Here is a 14,118-nt window from a genome sequence, read left to right as displayed (position 1 = left end):
CAACCCTTCGCGGTCTCGATGAGGTCCACCATGTCCAACCTCCCCGATCTCGACTCCTTCGGCGCGCGCGCTTCGCTGGATGCTCCCGGCGGCCCCGTCTCGATCCGCGACCTGCGGGCCGTCGCCTCCGCCACCGGGAGCGACCTGTCGCGCCTTCCGTTCTCGATCAAGGTCGTGCTGGAGAACCTCGTCCGACACGAGGACGGACAGTCGGTGACGGCGGACGACATCGCCGCCATCGCGGACTGGGACGCTGAGACGACGCCCGGCCGGGAACTCTCCTTCCGGCCCGCCCGCGTACTCCTGCAGGACTTCACCGGCGTGCCCGCCGTCGTGGATCTGGCCGCGATGCGCGACGCGATGGCGGAACTGGGCGGCGACCCCGCCGCGATCAACCCGCTCATGCCGTGCGAACTCGTCATCGACCACTCCGTGCAGGTGGACTCGTTCGGCACCGCGCAGTCGTTCCTCATCAACGCGGAGCGGGAGTTCGAGAGGAACCATGAGCGCTACGCCTTCCTGCGCTGGGGGCAGACGGCGTTCGACAACTTCAAGGTCGTCCCCCCGGGCACGGGCATCGTGCACCAGGTGAACCTCGAGTACCTCGCCCGGGTCGTGTTCGACGACGCGACGGGGGGCGAGCGCGTGGCCTATCCCGACACCGTCGTCGGCACGGACAGCCACACCACGATGATCAACGGTCTCGGCGTCCTCGGGTGGGGCGTGGGCGGCATCGAGGCCGAGGCGGCGATGCTGGGGCAGGCGCTCTCCATGCTCGTCCCGCGGGTGCTCGGTTTCCGGCTCCACGGGCGGCTCCCCGACGGCGCGACGGCGACGGACCTCGTGCTCCGCGTGACCGAAGTCCTCCGGGGGACGGGCGTTGTCGGCAAGTTCGTCGAGTTCCATGGACCGGGTCTGGCCGGCCTCTCGCTCGCCGACCGGGCGACGCTCGGCAACATGTCGCCCGAGTTCGGCTCTACGTGCGCGATGTTCCCCATCGACGAGGAGACGCTCGCCTACCTCCGCTTCACGGGCCGTTCCGACGAGCAGGTGGCGCTCGTGGAGGGGTACGCCCGGGCGCAGGGTCTCTTCCACGATGAGGAGACCCCCGAGGCGGAGTACAGCGACCACGTGGAACTGGACCTTTCGACCGTCGCACCGGCGATCGCGGGCCCGAAGCTGCCGCAGCAGCGCGTGCCGCTGGCGGAGAGCAAGCCGCGCTTCCTGGAGGCGCTCGACGCGTTGAAAGGGCCGGGCACGGGGGGTGGCGGCCTCACGCAGATGACCGGCTGGTCCGGCGGCGCGGGAGACGGCGGCGTGGCGGTGGCCGAGGCTCCGGCCGGCGTCGCCGTGCGCCTGACCGATGAACAGGGAGAGTCGCACGAGTTCTCCCTCCGCGACGGATCCGTGGTCATCGCCGCGATCACGAGTTGCACGAACACCTCGAATCCCTCGGTGATGGTCGGAGCGGGCCTCTTGGCGAGGAAGGCCGTCGAGGCGGGTCTCAAGCAGCGTCCATGGGTGAAGACGAGCCTCGCCCCCGGCTCGATGGTCGTGACGGAATACCTCAACGAAGCCGGCCTCATGCCGTACTTCGAGCAACTCGGCTTCCACGTGGTGGGCTACGGCTGCACGACCTGCATCGGCAACAGCGGACCGCTCCCGGCCGAGATCTCGAGCGCGATCCGCGAGAACGACCTCGTCGCCTGCTCCGTCCTCTCCGGGAACCGGAACTTCGAGGGCCGCATCAGCCCCGATTCGCGCGCCAACTACCTCGCCTCCCCTCCCCTCGTCGTCGCCTACGCGCTCGCGGGCCGGATGGACATCGACCTGTACACCGAGCCGCTGGGGACGAACGACTGGGGCGAGGAGGTCTTCCTGCGCGACATCTGGCCCGGCCGGGACGAGATCAACGAAGCCGTCCGCACCTCCGTGAAGACGGAGATGTTCCGCGCCAAGTACGCGGAAGTGTACGCGGGGGACGAGCGCTGGAACGCGCTGGAGATCCCCATGGGCAACCGCTTCGCGTGGGATGAGGCCTCGACCTACGTGCGGCAGCCGACCTTCTTCGCCGGGATGTCGAAGGAAGCCGCGGCCCCCGCGGACATCGCGGGCGCCCGCTGTCTAGCGCTCCTCGGTGACGCCGTGACGACCGACCACATCTCTCCGGCCGGCGGGATCGCGCCGACCTCGCCCGCCGCGGACTACCTCAGGGCACACGGCGTGGCCCTCCGCGACTTCAACTCGTACGGCGCCCGCCGCGGGAACCACGAGGTGATGATGCGGGGGACGTTCGCCAACATCCGGCTCAGGAACCAGATGGTGCCGGGCGTGGAAGGGGGCTTCACCCGCCACGTCCCCAGCGGCGAGCGGATGACGATCTTCGACGCGGCCACGCGCTATCAGGAGGAGGGGACGCCCACCATCGTCATCGGAGGCGCGCTCTACGGCTCGGGTTCGAGCCGGGACTGGGCGGCCAAGGGCCCCTTCCTGCAGGGTGTGAAGGCGGTCATCGCCGTGAGCTACGAACGCATCCACCGTTCGAACCTCATCGGGATGGGGATCCTGCCCCTCCAGTTCCGCGACGGGGAGACGGCCGCGACGCTGGGGCTCACGGGCAGCGAGACCTTCACGATCGGGGGGATCGCGGACGGGCTGCGGCCGAAGGATCCGATCCGGGTGACGGCGGTCCCGGACGACGGGCCGGAGAAGCGTTTCGAGGCCATCGCGCGGCTGGATACGGAGGTCGAGGTGGACTACTACCGCAACGGAGGCATCCTCCAGACGGTCCTGCGCCAGCAACTGAAAGCCTGAGCCGGCGGACTCCGGAGTCGCGCCGAGACGTTCCCGCGGGAACGTCTCCCGGCGCTCAGGACCCCTTGATCGCGGCCTCGATCCACCTGCGGTCCGCCTTCCGCAGGTGGTCGGGCGTACTCGGCTCGACGCCCTCCGCGGCGTCGCGACTCCGGCCCCGTCGGATACGGCGCGCCACGAGAAACCCGCCGAGAAGGAAGGCCAGCGCCGGGCCGATGTAGACGAAGAGGTTCATGCCCTCGGCCCGGGGCTTGAGGAGGATCCAGGGGCCGTAGGCCTCGACGAAGTAGGCTTCGATCTCCTCCGCGGTGCGGCCCTCCGTCAGCATGGTGCGGATCACGCTCTGCATCTCGCGCGCAATGCGGGCCGAGGACTCCGCGACGGACTGCTGGCGGCAGATAGGGCAGCGCAGAGTGGCGCCGATCTCCGCCGTCCGCTGGTCGATTTCCGCGGTGCGGACCGGGTCGCCGGGGGCGGCCGGCCTTTCGATGCCGGCGAGGGCCCCGTCGACGGTCTGGGCGGCGGCGGGGGCCGCCGGGAGCGCGATCCCGGCCGCGGCGAGCACGGCCGCGGCAAACGCGCCGCGCCGCCACGACCCCGGGGCCGCCGATCGCCGCGCGGGACGCATCAGCTTCCCGGCGGAGCGGCCGCGGCCCGCGCGACCAGCAGCGAGTCCACGTTCCGCTCCACGAGATCCCACGTGACGGCGAGGTCGTGCCGCAGCGCGATCACGCCGTCGGCGCCGATGAAGTACGTTTCGGGCACCCCGTACACGCCGTATTCGATCGCGGTCCGACTCCCCGGATCCGTGACGAGCGGCCACTCCCCGCCCAGTTCCTCGATGAAGCGCATCCCGTTCTCCGGCGCGTCCTGGAAGAGGACGCCGATGAGCGCCACCTCCTCCGGATCGTACGTCTCGCGCAGCCGCACGAGCACCGGATGTTCGCTGATGCACGGGATGCACCACGAGGCCCAGTAGTTGAGTACGACGACCTTCCCCTCGAAGTCGCTCAGGCTCACCGAATCGCTCGGCTCGTAGAGGTTCGCGAGCCGGAACGCGGGCGCCTCGCGCCCCTCGAGGGCGGACGGAAGCCGCCGCTGGTCCTGTCCGAGCCCCCAGTAGAGGAGCGCCAGGACGGGTAGCGCCGCCAGCGGCAGGGCCCACCGCCACCAGCCGTTCATGCCGCCCTCATGCCGCTCTCATGCCGCTCTCATGCCGCGGCCGCCGGATCGGCGAGCAGTTCGGCCCCCGCCGCGCGCATCCGGCTCCGCCCCCAGGGACAGATCGCGATCAGGGCGCCCACGCCCATGATCATCCCCCCGATCCAGAGCCAGACGATTCCCGGGTTCACGATCGCCCGCACCGTCGCGTGGTCTCCGCCCTCCGGGTCCACCGCCATCAGCGTGAGGTAGAGATCGCTCGTGAGCGAACTTTTCACCGCCGGTGTGGCAATGTTCTGTGACGTGGCCTTGTAGAAGTTGATGCGGGGCCGTTCTTCGCCGATCCCCTGTCCGTCACGGTAGGCCGCGAAGGTCGCCCCTATCACGAACCGGTGCGGTTCCTCCCGCCCCCACACATCGATGAGTTCCACCTCGTAGTCCTCGATCGCGAGGCGTTCGCCGGGCCGGAGCGTCATCTCGCGTTCCGTCTTCCACGTCCACGATACCGAGATCGCGAGCGCGATGACGATCACGCCCACATGCACGACGTAGCCGCCGTAGCGCTGTCCCGTGCGCGTGAACAGATCCCGCAGGGCGCCGAGAAACGACCGTTCCGCGATCCTCCTCCGCGCCGCGATCCCCTTCCGGAACTCGTCCGCGATCGTCGTGAGCACGAAGGCGGCGAAGGCGATCGTGAGGATGGGGAGGGAGTTCCGCATGCCGAGCGCGAAGACGCTGAGCCCGGCCGCGGCGCCGATGATGGCCGGCCACGCGAACGACCGCTTCAACTGCTCTCGCCCCGCGCGCCGCCACGGAAGCGCCGGCCCGACCCCCATCAGAAAGATGAGCGCGAGCCCGATCGGGCTCGCGACCTGGTCGAAGTACGGCGGCCCCACGCTGATCCGGTCCCCCCTCAGCGCCTCCACGACGAGCGGCCACATCGTGCCGAGAAGGACGGTGAAGGTGAACCCGACGAGGAGGAGGTTGTTGAGGATGAAGGCGGATTCGCGCGAGGCGGGACTCTCCACCTGCCCGGGCGCCCGGAGACGGTTGCTCCGCCACCCGATGAGCGCCAGCGAGGCGATCGCCACCACCGCGATGAAGGCGAGGAACACGGGCCCGATGACGCCCTCGGTGAAGGCGTGCACGGAGTCGATGACGCCCGACCGCGTGAGGAACGTCCCGAACAGGGTGAGGAGGAAGGTCGAGATCATCAGCGTGAGGTTCCACGTCTTCAGCATCCCCCGCCTCTCCTGGACCATCGCGGAGTGCAGAAAGGCGGTGGCCGTGAGCCAGGGGAGGAAGGACGCGTTCTCCACCGGATCCCACGCCCAGGCGCCGCCCCAGCCCAGAACCTCGTACGACCACCAGCCGCCGCCGATGATCCCCATGGTGAGGAAGGCCCACGCCGCCACCATCCAGCGGCGGGCGTCCCGGAGCCAGCGCGCCTCGACGTTGCCCCGCAGCAGCGCCGCGACCGCGAACGCGAAGGGAACCGTCATCCCCACGAATCCGAAGTAGAGCATGGGCGGGTGCAGGCCCATGAGCGGGTGATTCTGGAGGAGGGGATTGGGTCCGGGGCCGTTGGCCGGCGCCGGGTCCACGATGCCGAACGGGTTCGCCGCCCCCGCCAGGAGTCCGAAGAAGAAAAGCTGGACGACGCCGATGACGCCGAGGACGAGGGGGGTTGTCCGGAGACCGTGCGCGAGTCCGCCGCCAACCGCGGTCAGCGGCTCACCCGCCGCCCGCAGCGCCCCGAACTCGCGGCGGCGCGTGAAGGCGAAGAGCGCACCGTAGCCGGCGAGGATCCAGCCCCAGAAGAGGATCGACCCCTCGAGGCTGCTCCAGAGCGAGATCGCCGTGTAGTACGTCGGCGTCTCGCGGCTCCCCACTCGCGCCACGTACTCGACGCTGAAGTCGTGCGTGAGGAGGGCGATCTCCATGACGAGCATGCCGCCCGACATCGCGAAGAAGGCGAAGTAGGCCGCGCGGCGGGCCAGGGAGCTGGATACCTCGCCGCCCGAGCGGGAGAGGCCGGCCCAGCCGCCGGCCACGGTGGCCAGCACGGCGGCCAGCAACGCCGCGATGACGGACGCGTAGCCGAGCGTGCTCAGCATGCGGCGACCCCGTGCAGCTTCACCGGGTCTTCACCGGGGTCTCCACCAGGTCCTCAGGAGTCTTCGAGGAGGGACTTGTAGACCTGGCCCGCGTCGCCGGCGTGCTCCGGGGGGGCGTACTCGTTCGAGTGCTTCACCATCAGGTTCGTGGCGCGGAAGACATGGTCCTCCCCGTAGGCTCCCTCGACGACGACGCCCATCCCCGGCTGGAACATGGAGGGAGGCGCGCCGGTGCTCTCGACGGAGATCTCGATGCCCCCTTCGCTGATGACGAAGCGCAGTTCGGAGGCCTCCGGATTCCAGTCCACGCTCCCCGGCTTGACCTGGCCCCCGAGCCGGATCGGCTGGTCCACGATCTCGACCGCGCGCGCCTCGAGCTCGGCAGGCGTGAGAAAGAACACCATGTTCTCGTTCAGCCCGCCCGCGGCGAGTACCGTCATCGCCCCCGCGATCGCCCCGAGCCCTGCCAACATCCAGAGTTTGCGTCTCAACGTTTCCTCGCCTTCCAAGACCATCGTGCGGAATGCCCGCAAGATGCACCTTCCGCGCCGCGCTTGCCACAGGCCCGCCGAGGCGCGAACCTCGCGGGGTAGAGCCGTACTCGCCTCGAAGAAGGAGAAGCTCGCCTCGTGATCCGCGTTACACTCGTCCTGGAGCCGCAGCCGGAAGGCATGCCGAGGCGGGTAGAGAGTTGACGTCAGACAGTGATTCCCGATTGGGGCAGTAAGGATCTTAAGATCCGGTACCGTCCGGGCCGTCCTCAGGCAATTGGGTTTGTCGAGACAGAGTCGAGACAGACATGAGAGAACCAGGAGAATTGAGGGGAGGGCGGAGGTCAGCTCGGCCGCACCATGGACGGTGGCTGATTCCCGGATTGGTGTTTGCCTCGCTCACCAGCCCGGACGGGCTTCAGGGCCAGGCCGGAGAACAGGACGAAACGGCCTGCCCGGTGTACGGCGCGCGGCTCGGGACGCCGATGGAGACGGTGCGATATCTGGCCGACGATGCGCTCGGGGGCCGGCTCTCCGGGAGCGCGGGGGAGCGGTGCGCGGGCGAGTACATCGCGGCGATGTTCGCCTCGCTCGGGCTCGAGCCGGGCGGGGAGGACGGGTTCTTCCAGGAGCTTCCGCTCGCGAGCGCGGCGCAGCCGCACGCGCCGCCGGGCCGGGGGCGCAACGTCGTCGCGATTCTCCGAGGTAGTGATCCCGAGCTGCGCGAGAGCGCCGTCGTGGTGGGCGCGCACTACGACCACCTCGGGTTGGGCGAGTTCGGGAGTACCGGCGAGGCGGGCGAGATCCACAACGGGGCGGACGACAACGCGTCGGGGGTGGCGGCCGTCCTCGCGGCGGCTCGTGCCCTCCGGGGGGGACCGCGTCCGGCGCGCTCGATCGTCTTCATCGCTTTCACGGGAGAGGAACTGGGCCTGATCGGCTCGGCCTGGTACGCGAACCATCCGACGATTCCTCTGGAAGAGACCGTGGCCATGGTCAACCTCGACATGGTGGGGCGGCTCGAGGACGGCGAGATGATCGTGTACGGGATGGGGACGGCGCCCGAGTGGGAGGAGATCGTCCCGACGGCGAACGCGGACATCGGGATTCCGCTCGCGTGGGAGGAGGCCGGGTTCGGACCCAGCGACCACACCTCGTTCTATGCGAACGATATCCCCGTCCTCCACTTCTTCACGAACGTCCACTCGGATTATCACCGGCACACTGATGACGCGGAGAAGATCGATGCCGCCGGTCTGGGACGTGTGGCCCGCCTCACGGAGAACGTCGCGCGGGCGCTGGCGGAACGGCGAGAGCGGCTGGCCGTCATCCCCGGCGTGGGCGAGCGCGAGCAGCGCGCCGGAGGCTACGGGGCCTGGCTCGGGACCGTGCCCGACTTCACGCCGGTCGACTTCGGCGTGCTCCTCGCCGGGGTCACGGAGGGGTCGCCCGCGGCGGGCGGCGGGCTCGCGCGGGGGGATGTCCTCATCGGCCTCGGGGATTACGAGGTCGGCGACCTGCAGGCGTTCACGGACGCGCTCGCGGCCCACAGACCGGGAGACGAGATCGTGCTCCGCTATCTGCGGGACGGGGAAGAGCACGAGGCGACCGTGCGGCTCGGCGACCGGGCCGACCGGCCCCAATGAGCCGTCCCGCGGCGTGCCCGCGCTGCGCGAGCCCCGCGTCGGGCAACTTCTGCGCGCAATGCGGGGCCCCGCTCGCCCGGCGGGCGGGATGTCCGGCCTGCCAGGCGCCGCTCCGGACGGACGCCCTCTACTGCGCCGCGTGCGGCACGCCCGTGGGCGCTCCGGCGCGGAAGCCTCGCTCGGCGCTGCTCCCGTGGGTCCTCTCCGGCCTCGGGCTCGTGGCCTTCTCGGTGATGATCGCGGTGCTCGTCCAGCGGGGAAGCGTGACGCGAATCGGAGACATGACGATGACGGGCGGTCTCCCGGGCGAGACGGCGGGTGGCCCGGCGGCGGCCCCGGCGGCGGAGGGCGGGGCCGGGGCAGCCGGCATGCCGAGCATGGAGGAACTCGCCGCCATGGGCCCGCGCGGGGTCGCGGACCGGCTCTTCGAGCGCGTGATGCGCGAACACGAGGGCGGCGACTTCGAGCGCGCCGCTTTTTTCATCGACATGGCGCTGCAGGCGTACGACGCCGTCCCTCCGGAAGAGACCGACGCGGATGCGCGGTTCCACGTCGGCCTCCTGCGTCTCCTCATGGGAGAGTCCGGCCGTGCCCGGGACATGGCGGATGAGATCCTCGCCGCGCATCCGGAGCACCTGCTCGGGCTCCTGCTCGCGGCGCGCGCGGCCGACTTCGAGGGGGACGCGGAAGCGGCGGAGGCGTTCAGAGTCCGCCTCCGGACGCGGGTGGAGGAGGCCGGGGGCATTCCCGATGTCCCCGAATACCAGGCCCACCGGACGCTGATCGAGGGAGTGCTGCAGGCGGACGGCGGAGCGAGAGAAGGCGACGGGGAGCGCGGCGCATGACCGGCCCCGGCGCGAACGGGCGCACGCCGGCGCAGGCCGTGGGCGGCCGCATGACAGAACTGCGCGACGAGTTCGTCGACTTCATCTCCCAACTCGTGCGCGAGGAATCCCCTTCCACCGAACCGGAGACCCAGAGCGGCATCCGCGCGATCCTCACGGAAACCCTGAGCGATGTCGGTCTGGATGTCGAGCACATCCCGGGGCGTGCGAGCGGGGGCCACCTGCTCGCGCGGAGCCCCGGAGCGGCGGACGGACGGGCCGCGACGGACGGGCCGGCGGCGGGCGGGGCACAACTTCTCGTGGGACACATGGACACGGTGTGGCCCGTCGGCACGCTGCGTGAGATGCCGGTGCGGGTGGCCGACGGGCGCCTCTCGGGTCCCGGCGCCTTCGACATGAAGACCGGACTCGCGATCGGCGTGTTCGCGCTGCGGGCGCTCCGGGACCTCGGGCTGGACGCGGGCGTCGCACCCGTCTTCTTCATCAACTCGGACGAAGAGATCGGGAGCCCCGAATCCGAGCCGCTGATCCGCGATCTGGCGCGTGGCGCGTCCAGGGCCTTCGTCCTCGAACCCGCGCTGGGCCCCGGCGGCCGGCTCAAGACGCGGCGCAAGGGGATCGGCCAGTACCACGTCGAGGTCGCGGGGCGGAGTTCGCACGCGGGACTCGCCCCGGAAGAAGGCGCGTCGGCGATCCTAGAACTCGCCCACACGATCCGGGGGATCGACCGCCTGGCGGATCCCGGGACCGGGACGACGATGAACGTAGGGCTCATTGAGGGCGGCTCTCGCCCCAACGTCGTCGCGGCGAGCGCGAACTGCGAGGTGGACGTGCGCGTGTGGACGGCGGCGGAGGCCGAGCGGATCCGCGAGGGGATGGTCGGACTGAAGCCCACGGTGCCGGGGACGCGGATCGCGGTCACGGAGGTTGCCCGCCGCGGACCCCTGGAGCGCACGCCCCGCAACGTCGTGCTCTGGGAACGGGCGCTCCGGGTGGCGGACGAGATCGGCCTTGAACTCCGGGAGGGATCGGCGGGCGGCGGCTCGGACGGTAACTTGACGAGCCAGTACACGGCGACGCTCGACGGGTTGGGGGCGGTGGGCGACGGCGCCCACGCCCGGCACGAGTTCGTGTGGATCGACCGGGCCGTGGAGCGCGTCGCGTTGTTGGCGGGGCTGATCGCGGCGCCGTAGCGCCAGCCGGCTGGAGGGGCTTCGAGAGGCGGCTTCGACGGAATGTTCTTTCGACAGGTTTTCGACGACACGCTCGCGCAGTACGCGTACCTGATCGGGTGCCAGCGTACCGGAGACGCGATCCTCTTCGATCCCCAGCGCGACATCGACCGCTACGCGGACTTGGCCGCGAGCGAGGGCCTGCGGGTCGTCGCCGTGGCCGAGACGCACATTCACGCCGACTTCCTCTCCGGCGCGAGGGAGTTCGCCGAACGCTTCGGGACCCGGCTCTATCTCTCGGACGAGGGCGGCCCCGACTGGCGGTACGAGTGGGCCCGCGACGGCGGCTACGACCACGTCCCGCTCCGGGATGGCGCCCGCTTCGAGATCGGCGACATCGACTTCCGGGCGCTGCACACGCCGGGACACACGCCCGAGCACATGTCGTTTCTCGTCACGGACCGCGGGGCGGGGGCCGACGAGCCGATGGGCCTCCTCTCGGGGGACTTCGTCTTCGTGGGCGATCTCGGCCGGCCGGACCTGCTTGAGACGGCGGCCCGGGTCAGGGGGGCGATGGCTCCCGCCGCGCGCCGGCTGTTCGGCTCGGTACGGAGCTTCCTCGACCTGCCCGACTACCTGCAGGTGTGGCCGGCCCACGGCGCCGGATCCTCGTGCGGGAAGGCGCTCGGGGCGGTGCCGGAGACGACCGTGGGTTATGAACGGCGCTTCAGCCCGGCGATCGCGGCGGCGCTTCGGGGGGAGGACGCGTTCGTCTCCCACATCCTCGAGGGACAGCCCGAGCCGCCGATGTACTTCGCCCGCATGAAGCGGGACAACCGGGACGGCGCCCGCGTGCTGGCCAGCCTCCCGCAGCCACGCCGGCTCGCGCCCGAGGAAGCGGCGTCACTCGCACGGGCCGATTCGACGGCCGCCGAAGTCGTGATCGACACGCGACCGGACCGGTCGGCGTTCATGGCCCGGCACCTCCCGGGCTCGGTCTACGTTCCGCTCACGAAGTCGTTCTGCACGGCGGTCGGCTCGGTGCTGCCCGAGGGCGCGGCGGTCACGCTCGTCATCGATGAGCGCGATCTCGAGTGGGCGGTGCGGCGTCTGGTGCGGATCGGGTTCGACGACGTGAAGGGCTTCGTGGAGCCGGAAGCGCTCGAGCGGTACTTTGCCGAAGGCGGGGAAGCGGCCGCGATTCCGGAGATCGACCTCGAGGCCGCGAGCCGGCTGTCGACGAAGGGGCACGGCGACGTGCTCGACGTGAGATACGCATCGGAGTACGCGGCGTCGCACCTGCCCGGGGCGGTTAACGCGTCCTACACGCGGCTGCCCGACTACACGGACCGGCTGCCGTCGAACGGCTCGCTGCTCGTACACTGCCTGAGCGGCGCGCGCGCCGCGGTGGCGGCGAGCTACCTGGCCCGCGAGGGGCGCGACGTCCGCTACATCAACGACCTGTTCACCGCGTACGCGGGATCGCTGGAAACCGGAGGACCTTGATCATGGTCACAGTCATGAAGATCCGCTCGTTGGCCGCCGCCATCGCCGCCGTCGCCGCCTTCGCCGTCCTGGCGTCGATCACGGGTCCCGCGGCGCTGGCCGGGCAGGGGTTCGGCAGTTCAGTCGTCATCGTCGAGGACGGAGTCCTGGTGGGCGAGCCCACCTCCGAGCGTGAGCCCGGAAGCGTGCGCGTCTTCCGCCCCGGCGACTGGACCGAAGCCCAGGTGCTGTACGCGCCGGGCGCGGTCGTGCGAGACCGCTTCGGGGTCGCGCTCGCGACCGCCGGCGCCCGGTTGTTCGTGGGCGCGCCGGGGGCGGGCGCCGTGCACGTGTTCGAGCGCGCGGACGGCGAATGGAGACACGCGACCGAGATCGCCTCTCCCGGACTGGAGGAGTTCGGGCGCGGGCTGGCCGCGGGGGACACGCACCTCCTCGTGGCGGCCTCGGACGGCCCCGGCGGGGCGGATGTCGTCGTCGCCTACCGGCGCGCGGGCGGGGGCTGGGAGGAGGCGGCGCGGCTGGCGGCGGACGCCGCGCCGGCGGGGTTCGGGGCCTCGGTCGCGCTGGCCGGCGACCTCGCGCTCGTCGGCGCGCCGCTCGTCGACGAGACTCGGGGCGAGGCGTACCTCTTTCACTTCGACGCGGCCGCCGGATGGCGGCAGGTCGCGCAACTCGGCGGCGATGACGGCGCCGAAGGGCGCGCCTTCGGGTCGGCCGTCGCGTTTGCGGGCGACGAGGCGCTGGTCGGCGCGGCCGGACAGGACGCCGGGCTCGGCGCGGTCCACCGGTTCGCGAGGGACGCCGACGGGGAATGGCAGCCCGCCGGGACCGTGGCGCCCGACAACCCGGCGCCCACCGCCTTCGGGGCCGCGCTCGCCGTGGACGGCGCCACCGCGTGGGTCGGTGCGCCCCTGGCCTCCGGCAGGGGCCTCGTGTATCGGGTCGAACGATCGGAGGACGGCTGGACCGTCGGTGCCGGGTTCGACATGCCGGGCCAGGAACCGGTCCGGACGGGGCGCGTGGTGGCCGCAGGAGGCGGCCGGGTCGTCGCGGGCCTGCCCGCCGACGACTTCGGAGCCGGGTCCGCCGTGCTCATGGACGGGTCCGGGCTGATCCGGCTCGTGAGCGAGCAGGCAGGCCTCTCCTCGATCTCGGGCGGCCAGATCGACTGCGAGGAGGGGCTCGCCGAGGGATTCGACTGCGACCGCGTGGACCTCCTCTCCTTCATCCCCCGGGAGGAACTCGGCGCCCCCCGCGGCGTCCGCCTCAACGACGTGTGGGGCTGGACCGATCCGTCGACGGGGCGGGAGTACGGGCTCGTCGGACGCATGGACGGGATCGCGTTCGTCGATGTGACCGACCCGTTCAACCCGCGCTATCTCGGCAACTTCGCCAAGACACCGGGCAGCCAATCCAACACGTGGCGCGACATGAAGGTGTTCAGGGACCACATGTTCGTCGTCGCCGACGGGGCGGGGCAGCACGGGATGCAGATCTTCGACCTCACGCAGCTGCGCGACGTCACCGAGCCCCGCGACTGGGAACCCACGGCGCTGTACGAAGATGTCGCTTCGGTCCACAACGTCGCGATCAACGAAGCGACGGGGTTCGCCTACCTCGTGGGGGCGTCCGGCGGAGGGGAGACGTGCGGCGGCGGGTCGCACATCGTCGACATCAACGACCCGCTCAATCCAATGTTCGTCGGCTGTTTCGCCCATCCCAACACCGGGCGCCGCAACACCGGCAACTCGCACGACACGCAGTGCGTCGTCTACCACGGCCCGGACGAGGACTACGCGGGCCGCGAGATCTGCGTGAACGCGAACGAGACGGCGATCTCGATCGCCGACGTGACGGACAAGTCGAACCCGGTCGCGGTGGCGCGCGCCGAATACCCGAACGTGGCCTACGCGCACCAGGGCTGGCTCACGGAAGACCACGCGTACTTCTACTCCAACGATGAACTCGACGAGGTGAGCGGGCAGGTGGACCGGACCCGGACGCTCGTGTGGGACCTGCGCGACCTCGACGATCCCCTGCTCGTGCGGGAGTACTACAGCGCGACCAGCGTCACGGACCACAACCTCTACGTGCGGGGCGACCGCCTCTACATGTCGAACAACCGCGCGGGCCTGCGCGTGCTCGACATCAGCGACCCCGAGAATCCGATGGAGGCGGGGAGCTTCGACACCACGCCCTGGAGCGAGGATGCGGCCGGCTTCGACGGGACGTGGAGCGTCTATCCGTACTTCGAGAGCGGGACGATCCTGCTCTCGAGCCGGCGCGAGGGATTGTTTCTCGTGAAGCCGCGGGCAGAGCGACTTGTCCCCTAACCGGTTCCCCCGGGTCTGAGGCGGGCGCTTCCC

The 14,118-nt window shown here is 70.8% G+C and carries 10 protein-coding genes; 6 read left to right on the top strand and 4 right to left on the bottom strand.

Translation table 11 applies throughout. The features are described 5' to 3' along the window. Positions 1 to 30 precede the first annotated feature (30 nt). A complete protein-coding gene (gene acnA / locus ACOGXI_RS06840; RefSeq protein WP_419938123.1) occupies positions 31 to 2,814 on the top strand; it encodes an aconitate hydratase AcnA in 2,784 nt (927 codons plus the stop codon). Between the two features lie 55 nt (positions 2,815 to 2,869). Here acnA and ACOGXI_RS06835 read toward each other — a convergent pair whose 3' ends face one another. The 4 genes from ACOGXI_RS06835 to ACOGXI_RS06820 are packed head-to-tail and all read right to left on the bottom strand — an operon-like array spanning position 2,870 to position 6,583. Further along, positions 2,870 to 3,442 (bottom strand): cytochrome c-type biogenesis protein, encoded by a 573-nt coding sequence (locus ACOGXI_RS06835; RefSeq protein ID WP_419938122.1) that lies wholly within the window; start codon positions 3,440 to 3,442, stop codon positions 2,870 to 2,872. After that, a complete protein-coding gene (locus ACOGXI_RS06830; RefSeq protein WP_419938121.1) occupies positions 3,442 to 3,996 on the bottom strand; it encodes a redoxin family protein in 555 nt (184 codons plus the stop codon). The genes ACOGXI_RS06835 and ACOGXI_RS06830 overlap by 1 nt, the downstream gene beginning before the upstream one ends. Positions 3,997 to 4,025: 29 nt before the next feature. Further along, complete coding sequence (locus ACOGXI_RS06825) at positions 4,026 to 6,092, bottom strand: heme lyase CcmF/NrfE family subunit (protein WP_419938120.1); 2,067 nt, start codon at positions 6,090 to 6,092, stop codon at positions 4,026 to 4,028. 53 nt (positions 6,093 to 6,145) lie between these two features. After that, positions 6,146 to 6,583: a cytochrome c maturation protein CcmE gene (locus tag ACOGXI_RS06820; protein WP_419938119.1), complete on the bottom strand. Its 438-nt coding sequence runs from the start codon at positions 6,581 to 6,583 to the stop codon at positions 6,146 to 6,148. A gap of 308 nt (positions 6,584 to 6,891) precedes the next feature. Between ACOGXI_RS06820 and ACOGXI_RS06815 the strand changes: the two genes are divergently transcribed. Genes ACOGXI_RS06815 through ACOGXI_RS06795 form a run of 5 tightly spaced genes read left to right on the top strand, consistent with a single transcriptional unit; the run spans position 6,892 to position 14,085 of the window. Continuing rightward, positions 6,892 to 8,229 (top strand): M20/M25/M40 family metallo-hydrolase, encoded by a 1,338-nt coding sequence (locus ACOGXI_RS06815; RefSeq protein ID WP_419938118.1) that lies wholly within the window; start codon positions 6,892 to 6,894, stop codon positions 8,227 to 8,229. Further along, positions 8,226 to 9,074: a zinc ribbon domain-containing protein gene (locus ACOGXI_RS06810; protein ID WP_419938117.1), complete on the top strand. Its 849-nt coding sequence runs from the start codon at positions 8,226 to 8,228 to the stop codon at positions 9,072 to 9,074. The genes ACOGXI_RS06815 and ACOGXI_RS06810 overlap by 4 nt, the downstream gene beginning before the upstream one ends. Beyond that, positions 9,071 to 10,267: a M20 family metallopeptidase gene (locus tag ACOGXI_RS06805; RefSeq protein ID WP_419938116.1), complete on the top strand. Its 1,197-nt coding sequence runs from the start codon at positions 9,071 to 9,073 to the stop codon at positions 10,265 to 10,267. The genes ACOGXI_RS06810 and ACOGXI_RS06805 overlap by 4 nt, the downstream gene beginning before the upstream one ends. 42 nt (positions 10,268 to 10,309) lie before the next feature. Then, positions 10,310 to 11,752 carry an MBL fold metallo-hydrolase gene (locus ACOGXI_RS06800; protein ID WP_419938115.1) on the top strand — a complete coding sequence of 481 codons (1,443 nt, stop codon included), beginning with the start codon at positions 10,310 to 10,312 and terminating at the stop codon, positions 11,750 to 11,752. A gap of 2 nt (positions 11,753 to 11,754) precedes the next feature. Continuing rightward, on the top strand, positions 11,755 to 14,085 hold the full coding sequence (locus tag ACOGXI_RS06795) for a choice-of-anchor B family protein (protein WP_419938114.1): 2,331 nt from the start codon (positions 11,755 to 11,757) through the stop codon (positions 14,083 to 14,085). The last annotated feature ends 33 nt before the right edge of the window (positions 14,086 to 14,118 follow it).

The sequence above is a fragment of the Candidatus Palauibacter sp. genome (assembly GCF_965208055.1).
GTDB lineage: Bacteria > Gemmatimonadota > Gemmatimonadetes > Palauibacterales > Palauibacteraceae > Palauibacter.
This window is presented reverse-complemented; position numbering and strand designations above follow the sequence as displayed.